The organism is Halobacillus alkaliphilus, from assembly GCF_900113125.1.
Taxonomy (GTDB): domain Bacteria; phylum Bacillota; class Bacilli; order Bacillales; family Halobacillaceae; genus Halobacillus; species Halobacillus alkaliphilus.
In genome coordinates this window covers 1-23818 of the sequence record NZ_FOOG01000047.1, presented here as the reverse complement: position 1 = coordinate 23818, position 23818 = coordinate 1, and the positions used below count along the sequence as shown (strand labels likewise).

The window sequence follows — 23818 nt, the reverse complement described above, 5'->3', positions numbered from 1 at the left end:
GAAACCACTTAAAACATCACCTGAGTGATGAGTAAAGAGACCATGTGTTTGTGCAGCTATTTTCAAGATGTAACTATCGCCATAGCCTGTATTAAAGCATTTAATACAGATTAAGAAGGAGAACTTTTCTCTCCTAGAAGGGTCCGTTTTTCATAATCATGTTGGGTTGGTGGGGAAATGGCGAGACTCCCATGGGAGAAGGGACTAGGTGAGATCCCGCAGAGAGTGAAACGAGCGAGGAAGCTCACCGTTCCCCCATAGGAAAGCGAGTTATTTCCCCACCAACCCTCATCCCCATTTTAGTAACGGACCCATTTATCTCGAAACTGAGTCTTCAACAAACGGGAGCTTATCTTTAAGAATCAGTTTTGTAAATTACCTGAAATAAAAGCACTAATTCAAGAAATTTTTTTGAATCGAATCATTAATTACGAGCAACTTTTAATAAGAAAGGAGCGCACCAATCTGCGCCCCTCCTTTTTTTACGTTAACTTCTGTTTTACATAACTCTGGATAAAGGCAATGCTGAAGGCACTTCCTCCAATCCATACGATCAGCAGTCCCAAAAGGTTCCACTGAATAATAAACAGCACCCCAAAAACAAACGTTTGAAACAGCATAATCTGACGCAGCCATTCCAGTAATGCTCCCTGCTTCCACTCTTTTTTAATCGGATATAAATCCAGCCATATATTCGTTCGGTGATGATTCCACAGCGTCATCATCTGGAAAGCACTCAAATACAAAAATAAAATAGCGAAGGCAATTTTCATCCATATATTCGGCACGAACCAGATCGCAAGTCCGCCAATAACCATCAAACGAAGATACATTCCTAAATAATCACTGCTCCGGATAAACGTAATCCGGTACAAATACGTGAACGCGCGGCTTTGCTTGTACGTGACCGGTGCAAGCAATGCCCGGACGAGCGAATGACGCTTTTTCACAGTATTTTTCAGATGCGGTACATCGGTGAACATGTTCGCAATGCGGTAAAACGTTCTCATTCTCTGTTGATCTTTTTCAACTAGAAGGTCCCAGGCGAGTCCGGCTTTTTTACTTGAAAGACTGTACGTGTACAGCACGAGTGCAGCGAGCAGAATTGTTACAATACTTGCGTACAGCCATTCTCCCTGGGATAGAAAATAAAAGATCATGACGTTCAAAGCAACTTTTACCACTTGGTCTATGTTCCGGATCCTTGCATTTCTTTCCTTCAGCATCCACCAGTTGGATAGCATGTTCCATATTTTCACCACAAACACAACACCAATCATCACAAGGTAATGACGGCTTCCAAGATCGGGATAGGAGGCAAAATAAAGCGGTCCTAGTGCTGCTGCAACTAGAAGAACTGTGTAAATCTGTATGATAAAGCTGTAATACAGACTTCTCTTAAAATACGTATCAAGCTGATATTCAGCCGGCAGCAGGAAGACCAGGTCAGGTTCTTTCAGCAAGGTTCGTACAGGACTGTAGCTTGCAATCAATCCAAAGGCAATACCCACTACCCAGGCGGTTGGGAATGCTTCTGGGAGGGCGGCCAGCCATTGCTGGTAATAATAAGCGAGAGCCGATAGAAAGAAGAATAAAGCTACAGCAATATGACCGTTAAAGATGTATTTTAAGTAACGGCTTGTCTCTTTCATATGTTCCGAAAATCGGCGGTTCCAAAACTCTTTGGCGTTAATCATGATCGTCTTCCTTTGTCAGCTGAACGTATATTTCGTCCAGAGATGCACCCGGGCGTTTAAAGGATTGTCTCAATTCCTCAAGCGTCCCCATTGCTCGGATTTTTCCATCGTGAAGAATAATGAAACGATCGCAGTACTTTTCAGCCGTTGCTAAAATGTGAGTTGACATGAGCACACCCGCTCCTTTGTCTTTCATATCTTCCATCAACTGCAAATACGACTGAATCCCGAGAGGATCAAGACCCACGAATGGTTCATCGACAATGTAAAGCTCCGGCTCAATTAAAAAGGCACACATAATCATGACTTTTTGACGCATGCCCTTGGAAAAATGAACAGGAAACCACTTAAGCTTCTTCTCCATGCGGAACTCCTTCAATAAGGGATCCAGACGCTTCTTAAACAAATCTTCCGGTACATTATATGCCATAGCTGTTAATTCAAGATGTTCAAATAACGTCAATTCATCGTACAGAATCGGCATTTCCGGTATGTAGCCAAGCTGTTGGCGGTATTCTTCGGGGTTTTTCTCGAATGATGTTCCGTTAATGGAAACTTCTCCATCCTTCGCCTCCATCATCCCAATGATATGTTTAATGGTTGTACTTTTCCCAGCACCATTTAAACCGATCAGTCCAACAATTTCACCAGGCTGTACTTGAAACGAAATCCCGTGCAGCACATTTTTATGGGTATAACCTCCGTGAAGGTTCTTTACTTGAAGTAACGAATTCAACTTGATCCCTCTTTTCATAAGCATACATTCTTATCAAATTCTACCACAATTCCTTCATAACTTGCATAGACGGAGAAAGCATGATGATCTTCGAGGTAACCATTGCTTTTGTGGTACAATATAACAAAAGTTAAAGGAGTGTTGGACATGTCTGAAGCACAAGATTGTATTTTCTGCAAAATCCTGGATGGAGATATTCCATCTGCTAAAGTTTATGAGGATGAAGACGTTTATGCGTTTCTTGATATCAGCCAAGTGACGAGAGGCCACACGCTGGTGATCCCTAAACAGCATTCCAAAGACATCTATCATACACACCCGGATGTAGCTGAAAAATTATTTTCCCGAATACCCAAGATTGCGAATGCCATTAAAGAAACCTATGACCCCATTGGCATGAATGTATTGAATAATAACGAAGCCCCTGCGGGTCAATCTGTTTATCACTTACATATCCACCTGCTGCCAAGATACGGAGATGGAGATGGATTTGAGGCCAAATGGGAAACACATGCCGATGATTACGCACCAGAAGACTTACAAAGTATTGCCGGAGAAATCAACCAGAATATACCTAAATAACAAGGTGATGTTTTGATTTTTAAACATTCCTTTTGGTATAATACAGCTATGCAATCGCAAGCGGCCACGAGGGCACGTTTGGATTGCAAATTATAAAGAGACTAGTTTAGTTGAGGAGAGATGTACAAATGAATACACGAGTTTTAGTAATGCTATCTTTATTTGTTGGAATTGGAGCAGTTCTGCACGCTGTTGTGCCACCGTTTTTTCTAGGAATGAGACCGGATATGATGCTTGCCATGATGTTCTTAGGTATCTTATTATTCCCTAAGCTCCCGTATGTGCTCATTTTATCAATTGCTACCGGTTTTATTTCCGCATTAACTACGACGGTTCCGGGAGGACAGTTAGCGAATTTAATTGATAAACCCGTAACAGGCTTACTCGTATTTGGAATTGTTCTCATAAGTCGTCCTTTACGCCATTCCAAGTGGACCGCATCTGCCTTAGCAGCCGTAGGTACTGTGATTAGCGGAACCATCTTTTTAAGCCTGGTTCTGAATGTCATCGGTTTAATGGATGCAAGTTTTTCCGTAATGTTTCTAACTGTTGTATTACCTACTGCGGCCTTGAACCTTGCGTTCATGGCGATTATATATCCAATTGCTGTTTCCATTTTGAGAAGATCCAGCATCAATGAAGCCCTCCCCGTTTCTTCTCCCTCCATTTCCAAAAGGAATTGAAGGGACAAGAATATAGATTGATAAAATAGGTAAAGGCACTGCAGCGAATGTAGTGCCTTCTGTTTACCACCATCAAAGAAATCTCACCTTTAGGTTATCTTCATCATGCTCTATATTATTTATTATTTTATGTTTGGTTCTTTCGATATAAGAGAAAATAATAAAACAGGAGATAGGAAAGGAGATTTTTTATGCCAAATGGAAAATCCTTAACTTTAGGTTTTATCGTAGGCGGTATCGCTGGAGCTGCTTATACCCTGCTCAGTGCCCCTTCATCTGGACGTCAATTCAGAGAAGGCGCCCGCTTAAAAAGCGAAAACTTAAAAAACACTGTACTAAGTCTACGGGAAGAAGGTATGCAGCTGAAGGATCAGATTGCCCAGACCTCTAAAGAGGGAGCAGATTTGATCAAAGAACTATCGGAAGATGTAAAAACATCTATTGAAAGCTGGAAAAAAACCGTAGAGCCTCACCAAAAAAACATCCAGAAATACTTAGAACAGATTGAAGAAAGTCTAAAAGAGTTGGAAGAAAAGGCAAAAGCCGAGCAGGGAAATGAGGCCGAGGATGGTAATCAACCCAATGATGAAGTGAATAACCATTAAAAAAAATCGGAAGGCAATTTACCGCCTTCCGGTTTTTTTAATGGTTATTATTCATCTGCTTTTAGATCTTCAATGGAATCAACTTCCATATACTTCGGAACAACCAATCCAATTTTAGCACCTTCTAGATTCGCACCAAGGTCTTCCAGGTTATCCTTATGCTGTTCATAAAGGTCACCGTGTGTTGCTGGAAGCCAGGCTGCTACCATGCCGGTCACTTCTCCTTCTGAGACAGCTTCCCACATTGGTCCATTATCAAGCGGCGTAATGGTCACATTAAAACCTTGCTGCTTCATAACTTCTGCTACTACGTTCGTAGAAGCAATTTCTGAATCCCAGTTTACAAATACCAATTCAACCTCTGTACCATCTACTTTTTCAGTGCCTTCTATCCAAGAGTTTACAGCTTCCTGGTTGTTTTCAATCCAGTTTTTCGCTGCTTCGGCCGGTTCAGCACCTTCATTAACTTCTAGCATAACTTCTTCCATATCAGCGGCTGTCCAATTAAACTGATCTAAGATTTTGTAAGCATTTGGTTTTTCTTCTTTCAAACCTTTACGTACCATGGTTTTAATTTGCTCTTCCCCACCGAAAACTTCTTTAGGATCCTTAAGATACTTCAGATCATATTTTGCGAATTTCCAGTGCGGTGTCCAGCCTGTTACAATAATAGGTTCTTCATTCTCAACAGCCTGTCCCAGCGCTGTTGCCATCGCACCTGAAGAGGAAGTAGATACTTCCCATCCGGCCAGATTTTTATATTCTTCTACAGCACTTTGGGCGGACTTAACAACGCCTGCTCCTGCCTCGATACCTGTAATTTCATAGTTCAATTCTTCTCCGTAGTTCACTTCCTCTGAAGTAGACTCTCCACCTTCATTGCTGTCTCCACTTGTTCCTTCAGAACCTTCATCAGACGATCCACAGCCTGCTGCAACAAGAGTCAACGATAGACCAGCTGCTACACTAAGACGTTTCCAATCAAATTTAAACATGTCATACGCTCCTTTTTATTTTTTGATGAGGACTGGCCTTCCAGCCCTCATTTAAAAACATTTATTCACCACGCTGGGTGTTCAAGTTCTGAGTAAAGCGGTCAATAATAATAGCCAGGATTACAATTCCAAGACCGGCCACAAAACCTGTCCCCACATCAGCACGCTGCAGTCCGGTAATAACCGTCTGCCCCAGACCTTTTGCACCGATCATGGAAGCAATAACCACCATGGACAAAGCAAGCATAACGGTCTGGTTAATTCCTGCCATAATTGTTTTCTTAGCCATTGGCAATTGAACTTTAAACAATTTCTGTGTGTTCGTCGTACCAAATGAATCGGATGCTTCAATTAGTTCGTGAGACACCTGACGGATCCCGAGATTTGTAAAACGAACTGTAGGTGGTGTAGCGAAAATAACGGATGCAGCCACACCTGGCACCATTCCGATACTAAAGAAGGCTACCGCTGGGATTAAATATACGAAAGCCGGCATCGTCTGCATAAAGTCCAGAATAGGCGTTAATATTTTCTCAACAGTCCTGCTCTTGGCCATCCATATACCAAAAGGAACACCGATAACGACCGAGATCAGACTGGCGAATATAACAAGGGTAAATGTATTCATCAATTCTTCCCACAGCTCCTGGTTAGAAATGAACCAGAGACCGACAACCGAGAATGCGGTTAAGCCCAGTTTCTTACCAGAGATAAAGAAAGCAATAACACCTACAACAACAATAAACAGCCAAATCGGAATATTCATTAACCAATCTTCAGCAAACATTTCAATAAAGTCGCCAAAGTCATTTTTTATAAAATCAAATAAAGGCTCAAATGTATCAGTAACCCAATCTGTGAAAGATGATACCCATTCGGCCACAGGTATTTTAGGAATCAATTCCATTTAAATTCACCTCATTTCCAGCTAATGCGGCAATTACTGCTCCTCGAACAATAATGCCTTGTAATCTGTCATTCTCAACAACGGCGACAGGAACCGGTGCATCATGGATTAGATTAAAGATCTCTGCCATGGAAGTATCTTTTTCCACTTTCAGAATATCTGTGCGCATAATGTCTTTCAGGTCCTTCTTATCATTTTTAACGGCCTCTGCCACATCATCAGCCATTACGTAACCATGAAGTTTGCGTTTAGCATCGGTAACGTAAATGCTTGAAAGACCTTCTTTACGCATACGCTCAAGTGCTGTCCTTGGTCCATGCTTCTCAATATCAACCGTTTCAGGACGCTTCATAATATGTTCAGCTGTTAGTACTTTGGAGCGGTCCACGTCTTCTACGAATTTTTCCACGTAATCATTTGCCGGGTTCACAAGAATTTCTTCCGGCGTACCAATTTGTACAATTTTCCCGTCTTTCATCAAGGCAATTCGATCTCCAATGCGGAGCGCCTCGTCCAAATCGTGCGTAATAAACAGGATGGTTTTCTGCATAGATTCCTGCAGCTCAAGCAGCTCATCCTGCATTTCTTTTCTAATTAATGGGTCTAAAGCTGAAAAGGCTTCGTCCATAAGCAGAATCTCTGGATCGTTTGCTAGAGCACGTGCAAGTCCCACACGCTGCTGCATTCCACCGGACAACTGGGAAGGAAACTGGTTAATGTATCCGCCAAGTCCTACCATTTCTAATGACTCACGTGCTTTTTTCTGTCTCTCTTCCTTATCGATTCCTTGAACCTCTAAACCAAACTCAGCATTTTCAAGGATTGTACGGTGCGGAAATAAAGCAAATCGCTGGAATACCATACTTAATTTTTCACGGCGGACTTCTCTAAGACTTTTACTGTCCATTTTGGCTAAGTCCTGTCCATCAATATAAACACTACCCTCTGTAGGCTCAATCAGTCTATTAACTAATCGAACAAGCGTGGATTTACCACTTCCGGATAATCCCATAATTACGAAGATTTCTCCCTCTTCTACATTAAAGGAAGCCCGGTTGACCCCTACTGTATTTCCGGTCTTCTCCAATATTTCTTCCTTGGATAAACCTTCATCCAAATACTTGGTGGCTTTTTTAGCCTGCTTACCGAAGATTTTGGACAAGTTCTCTACTTGAATAATCGGCACGTCTATCACCTCTAGTTTTTATTATTATGGTACGTTTATGTTGATATTTTATCCGCACTCATCTTTCCACCTTATAACTGTAACCTATTTGTAATAAATAGTTCAAACTATAAATTCATTTATTTTAGTTTAAAAATTACGTACAGTATAAACTTTACAGAATGATTTGGGTTATTTATTTTAAATTGCTTCAAAATACTCCATTTTACTTACTTATAGTGAATTTTCATTTTTATCCAGATAATAGTAATGTAAGTATAGCAATGAATTGAAGGAGGATCTTATGGTATTAAAAGATCATCAATCACTGGAAGATATTCATACAAAAGTCATAACTGAATTCTCTAAAACCTTAGAAATGTTTGGCTTAACTCCTGCAGAAGCGAGATTATTCGTTACGATCTATATTCACCCTCAACCTATGACCCTCGATGAAATGAGTCAGGCTCTTGGAAAGAGCAAAACCTCCATGAGTACAGGTGTCCGTTCCTTGATAGATCAGGGGCTGGTGGACCGTGTATGGAAAAAAGGGGTTCGAAAAGATTTGTTCCAAGCTAATAAAAGCATCTATAAAAATTTCATGTCTTCCTATATTAATAAATGGCAGACGGCAGCTAATGAACAGGAAACAAATTTAAAAAAAGTAGAAAATCAGCTGAAAAATCGGTACCGTGAGTTTTCTAGTGAGAAACAGATGGAAGAAGCTGATCTTTTATATCAAAGGTTGGAACAAATGATTGGATTCCATGAAAATATATTGAAAACATTCCACAAATTGGACCTCGAATAAGCTTTTATTTGTTATGAGCCACTAAAGAGGACGGAAAATATTCAGATTGTTTTATAAAAATAGTATTCTTGCGCATTATCACTTTCAATATGTAAACAAACCTGTCACAATAGATGTAACCTATACGTAAAGAAGGTGAGATGTATGAAGGAAAAAATTTCCAAGCGAGAAGCTATTTTTTACAGTCATAAAATGGCCCAATTATCCAAGGCGCTTTGGAAAGCCATCGAAAAAGATTGGCAAGAATGGACAAAGCCTTTTCAGCTCAACATCAATGAACACCATATCCTATGGATTGCCTATCATTTGAAAGGGGCCAGCATCTCTGAAATTTCCAAGTTTGGAGTCATGCATGTCTCTACAGCGTTTAACTTCTCGAAGAAACTAGAAAAACGCGGTCTCCTTCAATTTTCTAAACGCGAGAACGATAAAAGAAATACGTATATAGAACTTACGGATGATGGTAACGAGCTTCTTGAGGCTACGTTAAGTGAATATAACCCGGAAGATAATTCTGTTCTTCGCGGTTCACTTCCAATGACGGAAATGTACGGTAAATTACCGGAATTTCTAGACTTATCTGCACTCATAAAAGAAATTTACGGGGAAGAATATATGGAAATTCTGGAACGTTCCTTAGAAAACATTGAAGATGAAGCTACTGTTCAAGAAGAGCCTACTGATCTAGAAAATTTTAAAAATCAACCTAAATCTTCCTAACGTTTTCCCTTCCATGAAGTCACCACTTCAGGAAGGGTTTTTTTGTGTCTGTGGAAATTTTCACAACCTTTTTATTCTTGCCCAAAAAGCAGTCTCTTTTTGAAGCCCCAGCGGCAGTCAATCTCCCCCTTTAGATCTCTTCCCCCTCTTAAACCCCCTGTCACTATGCCTTTCCTATCTTGTTACTTAATTTTTCACAATTTTCCTTCCTTTAGTCTTTCACCTCTCCATAATCCTCTCCAGGTTCAGCCCCACCATGGCGGTTTATAAAGCAATTATTTTTTTTACGAAAAACCTATTGCTTTTTCCTTGTAAAGGTACTATTATTCCAAATGTGCAAGTCAAATAAGAACGCATTACAAATACTAATTTACTATAAATTTTCGTAACTTACTCGCACCAATTACTGCAGTAAAGGGGGATTCTATGATGAATTGCTGGAAATCAGTGAACATCAATAAAGAATTCGGTCTCAATCGTGTTTATCTGATGTCATTTTTAACAGGACTACTTTCCTTTTTGATATTATATCTGCCATTTTCCATGCTGCATGGTACGCATGATATGAAAGATCATGGCTTTCTGCCATTAATTGTTATTTTATTCTTTTTGCCAGCTTTGCATCGTCTTATGCATATCTTGCCTTTAGTACTGCTTTACAAGCGTTTTAGTGTAAAATTCAAGTTCCGAAGAAGAATGCTGCCGACGTTCACTTACCAATGCAAATCTAAACTTTCAAAACAGACATCCATGATGATGGCCTTAGCGCCGACTTTCTTTATTACGATTCCAACACTCATCATGAGCTGTGTTTTCCCTAATTACTTTGCTTATTTGGTAATCTTTGCAGCTGTTAATATTGGATTATCATTTCCTGACTTTCTATATTTAAACTATTTTGCAAGAGCACCTAGAAAATGCGTGATCGAAAACGCTAAAGATGGCTATGATATTTTAATTCGTCAAAGAGAAGCGTAACCCTTGCTATTAAGCAGCTTGCACCCCTGTGTATCAGCTGCTTTTTTATTTTTCACGCCTTTCTTCTGTTCAATTACTGGAAATTTTGATAGAGTAGTTTCATAGGGAATAAAGGAGGTACATCGTCATGGCATTCGGATTCATCTTGTATGCGCTCGTTATTTTATTCGTATTCAATTCACTCACTCATTCCTTATGCTTGAAAACAAAGATGTCGAATGAAAAGCAAACCCGCGTATTCCGGACTATCAATGTCCTCATTACGATATTACTCATATCTTCATATGTAGAAGTGCTTATAACACTTTAAACAGACAGGCCCGGTTGCCCATACAGCCCGGCCTGTTTTTTAGATTCTGACGGTCGTAATCAGCCTGTCACAAATTTTTAATGAAGAATATGGCAGTCGTGAGTCATTCTGTGTTATATTTACTCATGGGCTGTTAAGAAAACCTCTACGTCAACAATAATAAAATGTTTTATAGGAGTGTACGTGATATGAAGAAAATAGCAATTACAGCGGCTCTTGCAGCTAGCGTATTCACTTTATCTGCCTGTTCTTCCAATGCGGACGAATCAGAAACCGTAGTAGAAACCAGTGGTGGAAACGTAACCAAAGAAGAATTTTATCAGGAACTGAAAAGCAAGAATGGTGAACAAGTGCTTCAGCAGCTTGTGATGAAAGAAGTTCTTGCCGATAAATATGAAGTATCCGATGAAGCCGTTAATAAAGAACTTGAATCCTTAAAAGAACAATATGGCGACCAGTTTGAAACGGTTCTGCAACAAAGTGGTTTTTCCAGTGAAGAACAATTTAAAGAAACTATTCGATTCAGCCTGCTTCAGGAAAAAGCAGCAGCTGAAGATATAGACATTTCAGAAGAAGAAATGAAACAGTATTATGAACGTATGAAGACGGAAGTACAAGCGAGTCATATTTTAGTATCAGATGAAGAAACGGCGAAAGAAGTAAAACAGAAGCTTGAAGATGGCGGCTCATTTGCGGAACTTGCCAAAGAATATTCATCTGACGGGTCTGCTCAGCAAGGCGGCGAACTAGGTTGGTTCGGTCCTGGCAAAATGGCTCCTGAATTTGAAGAAGCAGCTTACGGACTTGAAAAAGGTGAAGTCAGCGAACCTGTTAAAACTCAGTTCGGCTTCCATATTATTAAAGTGACCGACAAGCGTGATGCTGAAGATGTGAAGCCATACGAGGAAGCGAAAGAGGAAATTAAACGTACCCTTGTCAGTCAAAAGGTAGATCAGGCTAAACTTCAGGAAAAAATGAATAAAATGATGCAAGAAGCTGAAATTGATGTGAAGCTTGACGAATACAAAGATCTATTTAAGCAGCAGGCAGAACCTGCCCAAGCTGAAAGCGGCTCTTCAGAAGAGAACAGTTCTTCTGAAGAATAAATCTTTCTTCAACGAAAAAAGTCCCTGATGTGCGTGCACATCAGGGACTTTTTCATATTTCAACTTACATCATCACTTTTCTGTGTTGATTACGTCTTTCTTTTTCTTCTTCCATGCGCGTTAAATAAACTTGACCTTCCAGCTCAATATGCTGCTGTTCTAGATGATGTTCTGCTCGCATTGCTCGCAGTGCCATATAACCGCTTATAAATATAAACACAATACAAAAGAAGACCCAAATTGGAATTCCGAACAACATGGTTGTTTCCTCCCTATTCCATTTGTATCCATTCTATGAGCAACGTTTGAAAAATATGAACAAGCTTAGATATCCACTTCTATTTATTCTATTAAACTTTCAGGACAAGCCCTAACTATTCTACTTATCTTCATAGGAAGGTTTATAAAACGCGCGCTGTTCCATTGGATAAATCTTCTCGGTGAACTCACCCGGAGCTGTTTTTTTCAAAGCCCTGTCGAGCATATTCATTCTTGCATCCAGCATATCAATGTGATGTAAAAGCTCGGCTTCTCTGATCAAAGGCGGCCTTGGACTACCCCACTCGCTTTTTCCGTGATGGGAGAGGATCATATGCTGCAGAACCGTGACCTCTTCCCCTTCAATCTGCAGGTCATTAGCGACGATACGAACTTCTTCTGCCATAAGCGAGATATGGCCAACTAATTTTCCTTCTGTGGTATAAGATGGGGCCACGGCATTGGAAAATTCCTTTATTTTGCCGAGATCATGCAGGATAATTCCAGCGTACAGCAAATCTTTATCAATATCTGGATAGAGCTTACTCATTTCCTTCGCTATGTTCAGCATGCTGACAATATGATGGGCGAGTCCGGATACATATTCATGATGATTTCTGACAGCCGCCGGATAACTGAGCAGATCCTCCTGGTACTGTTTTACAAACTGGCGTGTAATGCGCTGAAAATTGGCATTTTTCATTTCGAAGATGGCTTCTGTAATCCGCTCCATCAACTCTTCCTTCTCCACAGGTGCTTTTTCAATAAAATCGTTGTGAAAGACGCCATCTGTCGGCTGGGAGGGACGAATACTGTGGATTTTAAGTTGAGGTTTATTGCGAAACTGCCCTACTTCCCCGGTCACCTTCACTAGTTCTCCCTGCTGGAATACCCTCTCATCTTCTGAGCTTGCTTCCCAGAGTTTTGCATCAATTTCGCCGGTCTGATCTTTAAGCAGGAGGGTTAAGAATGGCTTACCATTGCTAGCTACTCCTTTAACTGCCGTTTTAATCAATAGAAAGTAGTCAAATGAATCTCCAATTTGATAGTGTGCTATTCCCTTTTTCAATCCTCCCACTTCCTTTCTTTATTATTTTACAAAGTTTGGTCAACGTTTATTTTCATAAGCCGATTGTTTCAGTATAGAGCTGGATTGTTGAAGACGCAGTTATGAGATAATTTGAGTCCGTTACATAGGAGGAGAAGGTGGGAAATAACTCGTCTTGTCCCATCACCCAGACACTCGAGACATAAGCCGTTCATCAACGGACCGAAAAACCACCACCCTTTTGATGCTCAGCTTATGCTGGTCGTGTCTTTCGGGAGGATTGCACATTTGAACACTTTCCTACGGCCCTACACGACGTAGGGCCGGGAAGCGAAATCGCCCCCCTCGAAGTACCTTCCGCTCAACAAATGTCTCGAAATCCATTCTTTAACTAATGGGAGCTTTTCTTTAATAGTCAAGACGAAGGTTTATTAGATCGTATAACAAAGAAGCTGGACCCTTTTCCTCAGCATGTGGTTTTTAGCTAATGGAATGGTAGGCCAGCTTCTGTCTGTTCTTTATTTCTTTTTTTCCCGCTGATTAATCTTTGGAACATATTTAAAAATTTCACCGGATTCCACCACATGAATAAATTTAATTAACCAGCGGTAATAATCCTGAGCATACTCCAGTCTGAAAATGTCCTGATCAATTTTCTCCTGAAGTTCCTGATCATCTGTATTCTCTTTCAATTCTCTCAATTCTTCAAGAGCTTCATCAGCTTCTTCAATATTAGTTTCAGTATGATGTTTCCAACGGCTGCTGAACAAAGAGGTAAATGACTTGTACCAGTCTTCCTCTGATTTATACAAGTCTTTGCGTACCCCTTTTTTAAAAGATGGTTCCACCATCTTCATATCCGAAAGTGCCCTGACGCCAGTGGACATACTGGTCTTGCTCATTGCCAGAGCTTCTCTCATGTCATCCAGTGTCATAGGTTCCTCCGCAAAATATAAAACCCCGTATAAACGGCCGATAGAGGGAGTGATCCCGTACAAACTCATGTTTTTAGCAATCACTTGTATGAATTGTTCAATTGTCTCTTCGTATTTATTCCATTCTTCATTGTGTGTGTTTGGCAATGGAAACCCTCCATTTGCTATTTCCTCTTTATAACCTTAAAACATTTTATCACTAATGACAGTACTTTGCGACCTTATTCCCTATTTTACTAAAGTTTATGCTCCTTTACCTTTTGGAAACTACTGGCAAGGTCGCTTCTCCATGTAAAAAGAATTATCTGATGGTCATTAGACATCTCTTCTATGATCTCCAGCATGACAGGGAGCCGCTGCTGGTCAAAATGTACGAACGCATCATCTAAAAGGAAGGGAAGTCGGACAGTTTCGGCCATTGTTTTTCCTAAGCTTAACCGTAAGGATACATATAATTGGTCCCTCGTTCCCCGGGAAAGCTCAAACACCTCATAAACCTTACCTTCATAGTCTTCTATCCTTAACGCTTCACGGTCTTCAAGCAGGTGCACAGCCGCATATTTGCCGCTCGTCAAGCGGGCAAAATATTTTCCTGCCTGCTCTAAAACTTGAGGTAAGTAGGTTTGTTTGTACTTCTCTTTTGTTTTGTGAACCACATGCCCGGCCAGCTGGTATTTAGCCCATTCGATGGCAAGGTCTTTGAGCTTCGACCGTTCCGCTTCGTAATGGTGAACCAGTTCAGAATACTGCCCGGAACTTTCTAAAGTCCTCAGTTTGCTTTTCGCATCGGCCACCTGCTGTTGCAGTTCCCTCTGCTCCTTCTCTTTATCCTGCATCTTTTCTTTGGTTGCATTCCATTGTACCTGTAACTTGGATTCATCGGGAGGATGCTGCCAAACAGCAAATTGCTTCTGCTCTTTTTCAGACATAAGCCGGTGGATCTGCTGAATAAGTGAATGACGCCGAGCATTTTGTTCTTTTAAAGTTTCGGTCTGCTTTAGTCGAAGGTAAAATGCTTCTTCTGAGGGAACCCCAGCTTGATTGAATAGATCCTGACGCTTTTCATAGTAGACATAAAGTCTAGCGTTGATTTCTTTCAGCTGTTGTTCTGTCTGTGAGAGTTGTTCGTTTACGGATGACAGCTCGTTTTGAAGCTGCTGATGCTGGAGCGCCCAGTTTCTCAGCCCGCTCCACATCTCAAGTGCCTCTTTGGATTCCGATTCCCAATTCAGACGCTCATAAAACCTTTTCAAGTCATGAAGAACCCCACTGATCCATTCCTCGTGTTGTTTAATGGATTGATCCAGCTTTTCAATTTCCGACCACTTCTGCTTAGCCTGCGTTAGCCAGTGGTATAATTTCTCCCAATGATCAATAGACAGAGACGTTAAAAATGGATAGAGAGTTTCTTGTTCCTGTATTCCAGCTTCAAGCCTATTTTTCCGCTGATTCAGGTGTCTCTTTCTTTCTTCCAAGCGTATTTCCTCCTGGCTGACGTTACGCTCCTGATCCTCCAAATGGGCACGCTCCGCTTTATCCTTTTCGTGCTCAGACAACTTTTGCTGAATTTCCGATAAGGAATGGACAGGTGCGGAAGGATGCTCTTTCACTGGTACCACGTTCTGCAAAGATCGATGGCTCCAAAAGGCGCAAAAAGCAGTTATTCCACTCATAAGAGTAGCTATGAGACCAATTAGCATAAGGGAAGAAAGCAGGGCGATCGTCCATCCGGCTGTAAACAAGATCATTGTAAATAGAATCCACATCAGCCGATATACTTTCAATAACTGTGCTGGCGTCTGGTCACGAGAAGAAGCTCCAGTTTGACCGTGCAAAGTCAATTGCTCTGAATAGCTTCTCACTTTATCTTCATCCATCATCTTTTGTGCCAGGGATTCCTTACGCTTGTAAATGGAATGCTTATCCACTTTCAGCTCAGAGTCCCATTCATCCAGACGTGCCTCTTCCTGATCAATCGTTTTCGCTTCCTGTTTTAAGCTGCTCCACGTTTCTTCAATATAAAAAGGAAAAGAATAATCATTCCACTCGTCGTCTTGAATGGGAACATGCATCTGCTTACGATCGTATTCTATTTTCTCCTGAAGCTCAGCTTTCCTCTCCTTCCATTGCTCTATTTCATGAGAGGCACGTTCAAAGCCTGCCTGTTTTTCAAGAAGAGATTCAGCTTCCTTCCAATCCTTTTCTGAAACGAGCTGCTGTTTAATAGCTTGCTGCCTGGATAACCATTCCTCCTGCTTCGTATTCGTTACCTGTTTTTCACTTTCCAATGGAAGAATAGATTCTTTAATCTGCTGATAGCGCTCACGGCCTTCTTCGGGAAATGAACCATCCACATTGACCTCTTGCATTTCAGCTTTCAGTTGATGGAATTCAAGGACAAGTGGGAGTGCTTTAATCATTTGTTCTAAACTATACTGCTCGTTTCTTTTATCTGAGATCTCTTCGCTCGTTTCTTTCACTTGTTCGGTCCATTTTTTCAAGTTTGATTTCAATTCCTGGTAAGAGCGTTCTTCTTTTTCTGCCATAGCCTGTTTCCGATACAGCTCCTCCACTACTTGAAGCTGCTGATTAACTTCCGGCTTACTGCCCTTAGGTTTAAAAAGATCCTGACTCCTTTTATCCAGCCATTTTTCCGTCTGGTAAATCTGCTCCGAGCCAGTTAGTCCTATGTTTAAAAGCACTTCCCCAATCTCACTGCCTCTTAATTGGTTCAGGTTTGTTAAATCCTCGGCATTAAAACTATAAATGGAATCGTACACATCCCGGTTCATTCTGCCAAGCTGGTACTTAAGCCACTCTTCTCCTTCTTCCCTGCCGTCCTGCATACGGCAGACTACTTTGCCGTTCTCTTTTTCATGCAGCCGTTCAATCCCTACATTTCTGTATTCGTCGGTGGAAACGATCAGCTTTCCACCAACCGATCCCCCGCTTTTAGGACGGTAAAATTCACGTTCCTTTGGAGGGAGTCCAAAGAGGATAAAGAGAATAAACTGATAAAGCGTTGATTTACCAGCTTCATTCTGGCCGGTTATGAGAGTAACCTGCTCGTTCTCAAGTTTTATAGAATAATCCTTCCATTTTCCAAATCCGTAAATATGGATTTCTTTAATCTTCATGAATGCTCACCCTCTTTTGTTAACAGCTGATTCAGTGTGAGCGTTTTTGCTGCCTCAAGGATTTCCTGCTTTTCTTCGGCGGAAAGCGCCTCTAAGAATCTGGAAGCTTTCCGGTGGCGGAATAAAGGAGACAAGCAATTATCTAACTCTCCCTCTTCCAGGCCCTTCATTTCTCTAAGCAGCTCACCTGTAAAATGTTGACCTTTCCTAAGGTCTTCTTCGTCTTGAAGAGGCTTATCTTCAATACGGACCCGATCGATCCACACCCAATGATCTTCTTCTCCCTCATCTTCATTCAAAAGTTCTATCCAATCTTCAAGCAGTCCCTCAGCCTGCCACTTCTTAAGACGCCCATGAGTAGAAGTGAGTATAACTTCCAGCATGACGCCTCCCTCATTTCGCTGTGCCAATGATTTTGCTTCATCCAGGACTCTTTCAAGCCCCTGGGGAGACTCCAGATGTTCACCAGAAAGAGTTATAGTATCATACACGAAACTTTGCAAAGGCAGGAATGTTTTTTTCCACTCCCCGTTATCATAATCAATCAGGTAACAGCCTTTTTCGCCCGATTCCTTCCTTGAACGACCCTGGATATTCCCTGGATAGATGATCGGCGGATCTTCCGATAAGAACTGACGCTTATGGATATGACCAAGAGCCCAATAATCCATCTGCTTCTCATACAGTTCTTCTAGACGGAACGGGGCATACACGTCATGTTCGGTATTTGTATCCAGACTTCCATGTAGCATAGCGATATGCAGAGGAGCTTCTCTTTCACGGATGTACTCGTTTACCTTACGATCTGTGACCTTCCTCTCCACGTAGCTGAAGCCATAGAGATTGGCTAGCGCCTCTCCCTTTTTCATATATGTAAAAGCTTCTACATCCTGGGAGGTGAATATATGTACATTTTCTGGAAACTCGATGGGATAATGAGCCCCTTGTAAAAAATCATGATTTCCATAGCTGACATACACATGCACTGCATGGTCGGCCAGCCGTTCAAAGCCTTTTCTCAAGTGTATTTGAGCTTTCAAGCTTCTCATTTCCTCATTGAATAAATCCCCAACGATTAAAACGAAATCTACCTGAAACCGGATAGCGGCATCAATAAGCCGGTCAAAAGCTTCGAAGGTACTCATTCTTAAACGTTCTAACAGCGATTTAGATACATGGCTTTTACTTTTAAACAAACTGTCCAGATGCAAATCTGCCGCATGAATAAATCGCAGCTTTTCTGGCATAGCCCCACCCCTTTCTTCATCTTTTCCTTTATTTTAACAAAGGTATATTTCGAATGCACGTTCGCCTGATAGGTTTAAGCTTAATGTAGCTTTTACAGTTAGCCTGCCGATTTCGCAAAAAAAGAAGCTACTTGCAATGTAAATCTTCTTTTCAAACGTTCAACGAAACCTGCATGATGCTAGTAGTTGGCCGTGCTTTCCAGTCCAGAGGTGTATGGTGCGAACAAAAATTGAAAAACCGCGCTCCCAGTTTGGAAACGCGGATAAATTCTATTTCTCCTTTTTGGAAAGCTGCAAAGCTGTTTTCAAATCCTTTAAGGATGAAGACTTCCCATACATGAGTACTCCGCCGCGATAAATGCGTGCTCCCAAGATGGCAAGCAGAGCAATGGAACCAATTAATATTCCGATCGAGAGCAGTACTTCCCATATCGGTATATCGAGCATCCCTACACGCAGAAACATGGTCAGGGGAGCAAAAAAAGGAAAGTAAGAACTGATGGTAATAAAGGCAGCATCAGGCTGCGCAAGGCCATACATGGAAATAAGAAACGCAGCAATAACAAGCATCATCATAGGGGCTACGATTTGCTGGGCATCTTCAAGCCGGCTGACAAGCGAACCCAATGTGGCTGCAAGTGTCGCATACAGTAAATAACCTAGCACAAAGAATACAAGAGCATAAACGACAGTTAACGGATCCACATTTGTCAGGCCGAAAGATTCAAGCAATGACCCGCTTCCGGAGTTTTTACTTTGCTGAATTCCTAAATAACCAACCAGGATGAAAATCCCGTACTGTGTTAACCCAACCAGTGCAATGCCGATAATTTTGGCAAACATCTGATTTACAGGAGATACACTTGAAATCAGGATTTCCATAACCCGGCTGGATTTTTCAGTGGCCACTTCAGTTGATATCATATTTCCATACATCATCACAGCAAAATACATGAAAAACAGCATAACGTAGACAAGTCCTCTTGTCTGGTTCAACTCTTCCGCCGTTTTCGCACTTTCTTCAAGGGCGTTTAATTCAAAGGCAACAGGAGCAGAAATCTGTTGAAGGACTTCATCATCCACGTTCGCTCTTTCCGTAATAATTTGAACTTTAAGCTGCTGGAGTGCCTGCCTGATCGGTTCACTCGTTCCTGTATTGGCAACCTGGTTGGCATAATAGTCAGCTTGAGGTAGACCATTCTCTGCTTCTTCAAGAACCGTAACGGATTGAAAATCTCCAGCTTCCACCTTCTCTTTTGCCTCTTCCAGACTTCCGCTGTATGTTTCAACCGCTACTTCCTGATTTGTGCCCATTTGCTGCTTAATGGATTCAATCCAATCTTCGTTCTCAGCAATCATCGCAACTGTCTTCTCTTCTTCATCACTACTAAAAGAATTGATAATTTGCTGTAAGTTTGTCAGTCCAAAAATAATAAGCACTGTAATAATGGTGGTAATCAGAAATGACTTTGATTTCACGCGGTTTCTATAGGTGTGACCCATCATAATGAAGAACTTATTCATAGGAAGCCCCCACCTTTTCAATAAAGATATCATTCAATGTTGGCTCTTCCAGGTCAAATGTGCGGACAAAGCCTTTTCCTTGCAGTTCTCGAAAAACTTCCTGTGAAATGTTTTCTGCTTCCACTTCCAGCTCACAGCCGTCCTGCACAGGCTTATATTTGGTAACGCCGGGAATTTGCTCCAAGTATGCGGTATCAAAATCCGCATGGACCCGAATATTCTTTTTGCCAAAAGAACGCTTAATATCTTTCAGGCGTCCACGAACCACCGGTGTCCCATGATGAAGTATACATAAATACTCACAGAGCTCTTCCACGTGCTCCATTCGATGAGAGGAAAAAACAATAGAGGTTCCCGCCTCTTTTAAGTCCACGACCGCTTTCTTCAACATTTCCACATTTACTGGATCAAGGCCTGAAAAAGGTTCATCCAATATGAGCAATTTAGGTTTATGTAACACAGCTGAGATAAATTGAATCTTTTGCTGATTTCCCTTAGACAGTTCTTCAACTTTTTTATTTTTATATTCAGGTACTTTAAATCGATCCAGCCAATAATCCAGTTCTTTTACCGTCTCCGACTTATTCATCCCTCGTAGTTTGGCTAAGTAAATAAGTTGCTCCTGCACTTTTAATTTCGGATACAGCCCTCTTTCCTCTGGTAAGTAACCAATCAAATGGCTTTGGTCATATCCGATCGATCCCTCGTTCCAGGAGATGGATCCTTTTGTTTGATCAAGCAGCCCCAGAATCATACGAAAGGTCGTGGTTTTTCCTGCTCCGTTAGCCCCTAAAAAGCCAAAAATCTGTTTTTCGGGAATCTCGAGCGATAAGTCATCGACCGCTGTAAACGATCCGAATTTCTTAGTTACATTGTCTAGTCGTAAAGTCATCCTCTGCACCCCTTTCCTTCTAATTCTACTACGTAAAGACTACAGTTTAGTTTCATTTAATTAAAAAATTTTCTAGAAGGCAGGAATTTCATTCATCAATCGCTAATGTAAAATAATGAACACTTATTCAGTTCAAGGAGGACACAGTTGTGAAGAAGTATTTTTTAACCGTATTTAAGAGTGATGGCACGAACGTTTTGGATGAGACCTTCCAGGCGGAGAATGATGATGAAGCAAAAAAAATAGGGCGGGAAAGATTAGCAGAGGAAGGATACAGTGAACAGACTCATCGCTGTGTTGCACCTGAGGGGCATCTGGTTCTGTTTCACAGATAACAGAACCAGATGCCCCACTACTGGCTTAAGCTTGTTATAATCGTAACTATCTCACGAAAAAAAGCCGCGCTTATCTGCGCGGCTTTTTTTACTCTCCTTTAAAATTAGGCTGTCTCTTTTCTTTAAAAGCTTTTATACCCTCATGATGGTCGTGGGTCTGCTTCATATCCCACTGGGCTTTTCGTTCCTTTGAAAGATAAAGCATTAATTGATCCAATCCGTATTGATGATAAATCTCCTTCGTAGCGATCATGGATTTTAAAGGGCGCCTACTCCATTTTTTAGCCAGTTCATGAGCTTCTTCCTGCACGGATCCGTTCACAACGATATCCACCAGTTTGTGGTCATAGGCCTCTTTTGCCCTCATCTGTTCTCCTTTCCAGGCAAATTGCTTCGCCTGGTGAGTCCCTAGACGCTGCTGAAGCCAAAAGTGAGCCCCTCCGTCAGGAATAAGCCCAATGCCAATGAAGTTCATTGAAATCGTAGCGTCCGGTTCCGCTACTACGTAATCGGCTGCAAGTGCAATGCTTAATCCAAGTCCTACTGCAGGACCATGAATAGCCGAAACTACGATTTTCGGCATGGTATAGATGGAAGACACGATGGTTTCGATATGATTCATTACCTCGTCATATTGCTTTGCATCACTCACTGTGTCCATCATGCTAAGATCTCCGCCGGCGCAAAAGCCATCTCCTTCTCCAGAGAGTACCACTATTTGGCCTTCATATTCTTTTACCTGTTGAATCGCTTCCGTGAATTCTTTCAGCATTTCTGCATCCAGTGCATTATATTTTTCACCACGGGCTATCTTTAAATGGACGACATTGTCTATTTCTTCAATAAGGAAATGCTTCATTCTCAAACCCCTTTATAAAAATTCTCTGTCTATATTCTATTTCTCCATTTGTAAGAATTTTCCCTGCACAAAACGACATAAAACTGGTGTTAGAGACATAAGTTTTTTGGAGATCTCCACTCCCGCTTCTATTACTGAAAACTCCAATAAAAAAAGCCACCCTCGAGGAGGATGACTTTCCTTATTACTGCTGTGGCTCTTCCGGGTTGCCGTAAAGCTCTTCAAGCGGTTTAGTGATGATTTTGCTTACATCATTGATCACCGTGTTCAAGCGCTGCTCTTCTTCCATCAGTTTAGAAATCTGTGGATGCTGCTGAACAAGTTCAACAACTTTACGAGCTTCTTCTACTTCTTCTTCAGAAATCTCTTCGCCTTGCATTTGTTTCTGTTGAAGAGTTACTTGTGTCTGACGGAAATCTTCAAACATTTTTTTCGCAGCTTCATCATTCATTACTGCTTCATAAGCTTCTTTCAAGCTTGTGAATTCCTCACTGTTTCTAATTGCTTTTTCAAGATCATATGCGTGATCATAGATATTAGCCATAAATTAAAAGCCTCCTAAATTGTTTCGTTCTTTGACTCCTTCCCCACTATAACAAACTGAAGATGTCATGTATAGGAATCCCTATTTATCTGAGAAATAAAACAATTAAACCCTGCAGCAATCCAATTAGACCACCAAGCAATGCTCCCAGATACGTGATCATTTTGAATTCCCGACGGGATATTCCAAGCACCATTTCTTCCAGACGATCAACCTGAAAAGCTTCCACTTCTTCCTGCACAATTTCTGAAAGGTGCATGGATTCCATCATACTTTCCACCTTGCCGGATAGTAGCACGCTCGCTTTCTTAACAAGAAGAGGCACAAATTCCTGTAGAATTTTATGCTGATAGGGTTTAGACCATTCCGCTACCGTTTTCTGAAGCCATTCTTCAAGCGGGAGTGCTTTCGCGACGGCCTGCCCTAAGGTATGACCAACGGCAGTTCGCCCGATCTTATCTTCGTAAAATCCAACAGGCTGCTGCATAGCCCGCTGAAGTTCGGACTGAAGCATGCCTCTCAGCCAGTAAGTCATTTCTTTATCTGAAACATAACGAATAATCGCAGGGTAGATTCGCTCTGTAATGCCATCTGGTCCCATAAAAGAGGAAATCATATTCCCAAGAAACCCTTGGTTATCAAGATAATTATCAATTAGTGCAGTTACTTTATATCTGCCTTCCGGACTTTGAAAATACAATGTAACCTGTTCTTGAATATGGTCAGCAAGCTGATCCGCCCCCACCTCAATTTTTTCTTTCCATTCGTAGGAGAGGAGATTCTCTAAGGTTTCTTCCCGGTAGTTATCCATTACAGAATGATATCGGTTCTCTACCCAGGTGGAAATCGACTGCTCAAGATGGATTGTATTCATATCGAGGTCAAGTTCCTCGAGCATCTCTTTAAGAGTGGCCGGATGGTTAAGTATTTTCTCTATTTCTTCCTGAGCCCATTCCGTCATTTGGGTTTGGAAAGCAGGCCTTTCTAGTTTACGACGCAGGCCTTCTGCTGTCAGTAAATGCTCGACCACCATTCGCCCCAGCTGTCTCGCGAGTTCTTTCTGTCTTTTTGGAATCAACCCGGGAGTGAAAGGAAGGCGGAAATTCTTTATATACAACGCACGATAGGGCCGAAAAAGCATCTTTATAGCAAGGGAATTGGTCAACCCTCCAATTAACGCACCGATTCCTATCATCATTAACACGAGCAATACAGGATTCATGGGTATAACCTCTCTTTATTTAATCTCACCCAAGTATAAGACATTTCAGGGGTTGTGCCAATTTTTATGAAAAAAACCGGCCGCTTTTTGTTTCTGTTCCTTTTTGCGCTGTTAAATCTCTATGTTGCTCTTAAAGTAAAGCTCCCGTTACTGGAAGACTCGACTTCGAGACATTTGTGAGAATTAGGTCCTCCGGAGGACGATTTCGCTTTCCGCGGTAGAGTAGAGAACTGATTTCAAAAGGGATTTCTCCCCTTTTACTTTCAGCTCCCCCTCATCAAACCGTACGTGAGGTTCTCCCTCATACGGCTTTCCGATGTTCTTCTTTCTTTGGCATTACGGTTACCCTACTTGGCTAAGCACACCAGTTGATACTGGGTTTGTTTCTTTACTTCCTCCAAATGACCATGAAGATTTCGGCGCTGTCTTTTCTTGTTGTTAAACAGAGCTAGACGTTTCAAAACATACCAGTCAATTCGATTCAGCCACTTCTTCGAGGCTGACGACAGACGATAATAGTTC

General features: G+C 41.5%; 24 protein-coding genes. 9 read left to right on the top strand and 15 right to left on the bottom strand.

Going from position 1 to position 23818, the window contains the following annotated elements; genetic code table 11:
* Positions 1–482: 482 nt before the first annotated feature.
* Positions 483–1697, bottom strand: coding sequence for an ABC transporter permease (locus BMZ06_RS17775; protein ID WP_089754145.1), 1215 nt, complete (start codon positions 1695–1697; stop codon positions 483–485).
* A complete protein-coding gene (locus BMZ06_RS17770; RefSeq protein ID WP_425431791.1) occupies positions 1690–2451 on the bottom strand; it encodes an ABC transporter ATP-binding protein in 762 nt (253 codons plus the stop codon). Before BMZ06_RS17770 ends, BMZ06_RS17775 begins: the two co-directional genes overlap by 8 nt.
* Before the next feature lie 129 nt (positions 2452–2580).
* On the opposite strand from BMZ06_RS17770, the gene BMZ06_RS17765 reads away from it, so the two are divergent.
* From BMZ06_RS17765 to BMZ06_RS17755, 3 genes are all read left to right on the top strand, one after another.
* Positions 2581–3015, top strand: a complete 435-nt coding sequence (locus BMZ06_RS17765; RefSeq protein ID WP_089754141.1) for an HIT family protein — start codon at positions 2581–2583, stop codon at positions 3013–3015.
* A gap of 128 nt (positions 3016–3143) precedes the next feature.
* Positions 3144–3698: a tryptophan transporter gene (locus BMZ06_RS17760; protein WP_089754139.1), complete on the top strand. Its 555-nt coding sequence runs from the start codon at positions 3144–3146 to the stop codon at positions 3696–3698.
* A gap of 191 nt (positions 3699–3889) precedes the next feature.
* Positions 3890–4303 carry a YtxH domain-containing protein gene (locus tag BMZ06_RS17755; RefSeq protein ID WP_089754137.1) on the top strand — a complete coding sequence of 138 codons (414 nt, stop codon included), beginning with the start codon at positions 3890–3892 and terminating at the stop codon, positions 4301–4303.
* A gap of 47 nt (positions 4304–4350) precedes the next feature.
* On the opposite strand, the gene BMZ06_RS17750 is transcribed toward BMZ06_RS17755, so the two are convergent.
* From BMZ06_RS17750 to proV, 3 genes are all read right to left on the bottom strand, one after another.
* The gene (locus BMZ06_RS17750) at positions 4351–5298 is read right to left on the bottom strand and encodes a glycine betaine ABC transporter substrate-binding protein (protein ID WP_089754135.1); all 948 of its coding nucleotides are present in this window, start codon (positions 5296–5298) and stop codon (positions 4351–4353) included.
* Positions 5299–5359: 61 nt separating this feature from the next.
* Positions 5360–6205: an ABC transporter permease gene (locus BMZ06_RS17745; RefSeq protein ID WP_089754133.1), complete on the bottom strand. Its 846-nt coding sequence runs from the start codon at positions 6203–6205 to the stop codon at positions 5360–5362.
* Positions 6189–7391 (bottom strand): glycine betaine/L-proline ABC transporter ATP-binding protein ProV, encoded by a 1203-nt coding sequence (gene proV, locus BMZ06_RS17740; protein ID WP_089754131.1) that lies wholly within the window; start codon positions 7389–7391, stop codon positions 6189–6191. Before proV ends, BMZ06_RS17745 begins: the two co-directional genes overlap by 17 nt.
* Positions 7392–7674: 283 nt before the next feature.
* Here proV and BMZ06_RS17735 point away from each other — a divergent pair, with 283 nt between their 5' ends.
* The 5 genes from BMZ06_RS17735 (at position 7675) to BMZ06_RS17715 (ending at position 11295) form a co-directional block, all read left to right on the top strand.
* Complete coding sequence (locus BMZ06_RS17735; protein WP_089754130.1) at positions 7675–8181, top strand: GbsR/MarR family transcriptional regulator; 507 nt, start codon at positions 7675–7677, stop codon at positions 8179–8181.
* A gap of 144 nt (positions 8182–8325) precedes the next feature.
* Positions 8326–8901 carry an HTH-type transcriptional regulator Hpr gene (locus tag BMZ06_RS17730; RefSeq protein ID WP_089754128.1) on the top strand — a complete coding sequence of 192 codons (576 nt, stop codon included), beginning with the start codon at positions 8326–8328 and terminating at the stop codon, positions 8899–8901.
* Positions 8902–9330: 429 nt separating this feature from the next.
* On the top strand, positions 9331–9879 hold the full coding sequence (locus BMZ06_RS17725) for a DUF3267 domain-containing protein (RefSeq protein WP_223254261.1): 549 nt from the start codon (positions 9331–9333) through the stop codon (positions 9877–9879).
* A 127-nt stretch (positions 9880–10006) separates the two neighbouring features.
* The gene (locus tag BMZ06_RS17720; protein ID WP_041601224.1) at positions 10007–10189 is read left to right on the top strand and encodes a hypothetical protein; all 183 of its coding nucleotides are present in this window, start codon (positions 10007–10009) and stop codon (positions 10187–10189) included.
* 188 nt (positions 10190–10377) lie between these two features.
* On the top strand, positions 10378–11295 hold the full coding sequence (locus BMZ06_RS17715; RefSeq protein ID WP_089754126.1) for a peptidylprolyl isomerase: 918 nt from the start codon (positions 10378–10380) through the stop codon (positions 11293–11295).
* A 64-nt stretch (positions 11296–11359) separates the two neighbouring features.
* On the opposite strand, the gene BMZ06_RS17710 is transcribed toward BMZ06_RS17715, so the two are convergent.
* The 7 genes from BMZ06_RS17710 to BMZ06_RS17680 all read right to left on the bottom strand — a co-directional run bounded on the left by BMZ06_RS17710 (position 11360) and on the right by BMZ06_RS17680 (position 20336).
* On the bottom strand, positions 11360–11554 hold the full coding sequence (locus BMZ06_RS17710) for a sporulation YhaL family protein (RefSeq protein ID WP_089754124.1): 195 nt from the start codon (positions 11552–11554) through the stop codon (positions 11360–11362).
* Between the two features lie 120 nt (positions 11555–11674).
* The gene (gene yhaM, locus BMZ06_RS17705) at positions 11675–12622 is read right to left on the bottom strand and encodes a 3'-5' exoribonuclease YhaM (protein WP_089754122.1); all 948 of its coding nucleotides are present in this window, start codon (positions 12620–12622) and stop codon (positions 11675–11677) included.
* Between the two features lie 497 nt (positions 12623–13119).
* Entirely contained in the window at positions 13120–13683 is a 564-nt protein-coding gene (locus BMZ06_RS17700) for a GbsR/MarR family transcriptional regulator (protein ID WP_089754120.1), read from the bottom strand.
* Between the two features lie 89 nt (positions 13684–13772).
* Positions 13773–16673 (bottom strand): ATP-binding protein, encoded by a 2901-nt coding sequence (locus tag BMZ06_RS17695; protein ID WP_089754118.1) that lies wholly within the window; start codon positions 16671–16673, stop codon positions 13773–13775.
* Positions 16670–17920: a metallophosphoesterase family protein gene (locus tag BMZ06_RS17690; protein ID WP_089754116.1), complete on the bottom strand. Its 1251-nt coding sequence runs from the start codon at positions 17918–17920 to the stop codon at positions 16670–16672. The genes BMZ06_RS17695 and BMZ06_RS17690 overlap by 4 nt, the downstream gene beginning before the upstream one ends.
* Positions 17921–18190: 270 nt before the next feature.
* Entirely contained in the window at positions 18191–19444 is a 1254-nt protein-coding gene (locus BMZ06_RS17685; RefSeq protein ID WP_089754114.1) for an ABC transporter permease, read from the bottom strand.
* Positions 19437–20336, bottom strand: a complete 900-nt coding sequence (locus BMZ06_RS17680; RefSeq protein WP_089754112.1) for an ABC transporter ATP-binding protein — start codon at positions 20334–20336, stop codon at positions 19437–19439. Before BMZ06_RS17680 ends, BMZ06_RS17685 begins: the two co-directional genes overlap by 8 nt.
* 149 nt (positions 20337–20485) lie before the next feature.
* Between BMZ06_RS17680 and BMZ06_RS17675 the strand changes: the two genes are divergently transcribed.
* Positions 20486–20671, top strand: coding sequence for a YhzD family protein (locus tag BMZ06_RS17675; RefSeq protein WP_089754110.1), 186 nt, complete (start codon positions 20486–20488; stop codon positions 20669–20671).
* 88 nt (positions 20672–20759) lie between these two features.
* Here BMZ06_RS17675 and BMZ06_RS17670 read toward each other — a convergent pair whose 3' ends face one another.
* The 3 genes from BMZ06_RS17670 to BMZ06_RS17660 form a co-directional block, all read right to left on the bottom strand.
* A complete protein-coding gene (locus BMZ06_RS17670) occupies positions 20760–21530 on the bottom strand; it encodes an enoyl-CoA hydratase (protein WP_089754108.1) in 771 nt (256 codons plus the stop codon).
* A 184-nt stretch (positions 21531–21714) separates the two neighbouring features.
* Entirely contained in the window at positions 21715–22074 is a 360-nt protein-coding gene (locus tag BMZ06_RS17665) for a YlbF/YmcA family competence regulator (RefSeq protein ID WP_089754106.1), read from the bottom strand.
* Positions 22075–22159: 85 nt separating this feature from the next.
* Positions 22160–23296, bottom strand: a complete 1137-nt coding sequence (locus BMZ06_RS17660; RefSeq protein WP_089754104.1) for a DUF445 domain-containing protein — start codon at positions 23294–23296, stop codon at positions 22160–22162.
* Positions 23297–23818: the final 522 nt, after the last annotated feature.

What these genes read in the sequence shown, in the direction of transcription:
- BMZ06_RS17680 (WP_089754112.1), bottom strand. Translation starts at nt 20,336, where the DNA reads ATGACTTTACGACTAGACAATGTAACTAAGAAATTCGGATCGTTTACA.
- BMZ06_RS17660 (WP_089754104.1), bottom strand. Translation starts at nt 23,296, where the DNA reads ATGAATCCTGTATTGCTCGTGTTAATGATGATAGGAATCGGTGCGTTA.
- BMZ06_RS17685 (WP_089754114.1), bottom strand. Translation starts at nt 19,444, where the DNA reads ATGAATAAGTTCTTCATTATGATGGGTCACACCTATAGAAACCGCGTG.
- BMZ06_RS17730 (WP_089754128.1), top strand. Translation starts at nt 8,326, where the DNA reads ATGAAGGAAAAAATTTCCAAGCGAGAAGCTATTTTTTACAGTCATAAA.
- BMZ06_RS17745 (WP_089754133.1), bottom strand. Translation starts at nt 6,205, where the DNA reads ATGGAATTGATTCCTAAAATACCTGTGGCCGAATGGGTATCATCTTTC.
- BMZ06_RS17690 (WP_089754116.1), bottom strand. Translation starts at nt 17,920, where the DNA reads ATGCCAGAAAAGCTGCGATTTATTCATGCGGCAGATTTGCATCTGGAC.
- BMZ06_RS17735 (WP_089754130.1), top strand. Translation starts at nt 7,675, where the DNA reads ATGGTATTAAAAGATCATCAATCACTGGAAGATATTCATACAAAAGTC.
- BMZ06_RS17695 (WP_089754118.1), bottom strand. Translation starts at nt 16,673, where the DNA reads ATGAAGATTAAAGAAATCCATATTTACGGATTTGGAAAATGGAAGGAT.
- BMZ06_RS17775 (WP_089754145.1), bottom strand. Translation starts at nt 1,697, where the DNA reads ATGATTAACGCCAAAGAGTTTTGGAACCGCCGATTTTCGGAACATATG.
- BMZ06_RS17665 (WP_089754106.1), bottom strand. Translation starts at nt 22,074, where the DNA reads ATGGCTAATATCTATGATCACGCATATGATCTTGAAAAAGCAATTAGA.
- BMZ06_RS17725 (WP_223254261.1), top strand. Translation starts at nt 9,331, where the DNA reads ATGAATTGCTGGAAATCAGTGAACATCAATAAAGAATTCGGTCTCAAT.
- BMZ06_RS17750 (WP_089754135.1), bottom strand. Translation starts at nt 5,298, where the DNA reads ATGTTTAAATTTGATTGGAAACGTCTTAGTGTAGCAGCTGGTCTATCG.
- BMZ06_RS17670 (WP_089754108.1), bottom strand. Translation starts at nt 21,530, where the DNA reads ATGAAGCATTTCCTTATTGAAGAAATAGACAATGTCGTCCATTTAAAG.
- BMZ06_RS17710 (WP_089754124.1), bottom strand. Translation starts at nt 11,554, where the DNA reads ATGTTGTTCGGAATTCCAATTTGGGTCTTCTTTTGTATTGTGTTTATA.
- BMZ06_RS17765 (WP_089754141.1), top strand. Translation starts at nt 2,581, where the DNA reads ATGTCTGAAGCACAAGATTGTATTTTCTGCAAAATCCTGGATGGAGAT.
- BMZ06_RS17720 (WP_041601224.1), top strand. Translation starts at nt 10,007, where the DNA reads ATGGCATTCGGATTCATCTTGTATGCGCTCGTTATTTTATTCGTATTC.
- BMZ06_RS17770 (WP_425431791.1), bottom strand. Translation starts at nt 2,451, where the DNA reads ATGAAAAGAGGGATCAAGTTGAATTCGTTACTTCAAGTAAAGAACCTT.
- BMZ06_RS17760 (WP_089754139.1), top strand. Translation starts at nt 3,144, where the DNA reads ATGAATACACGAGTTTTAGTAATGCTATCTTTATTTGTTGGAATTGGA.
- BMZ06_RS17755 (WP_089754137.1), top strand. Translation starts at nt 3,890, where the DNA reads ATGCCAAATGGAAAATCCTTAACTTTAGGTTTTATCGTAGGCGGTATC.
- BMZ06_RS17715 (WP_089754126.1), top strand. Translation starts at nt 10,378, where the DNA reads ATGAAGAAAATAGCAATTACAGCGGCTCTTGCAGCTAGCGTATTCACT.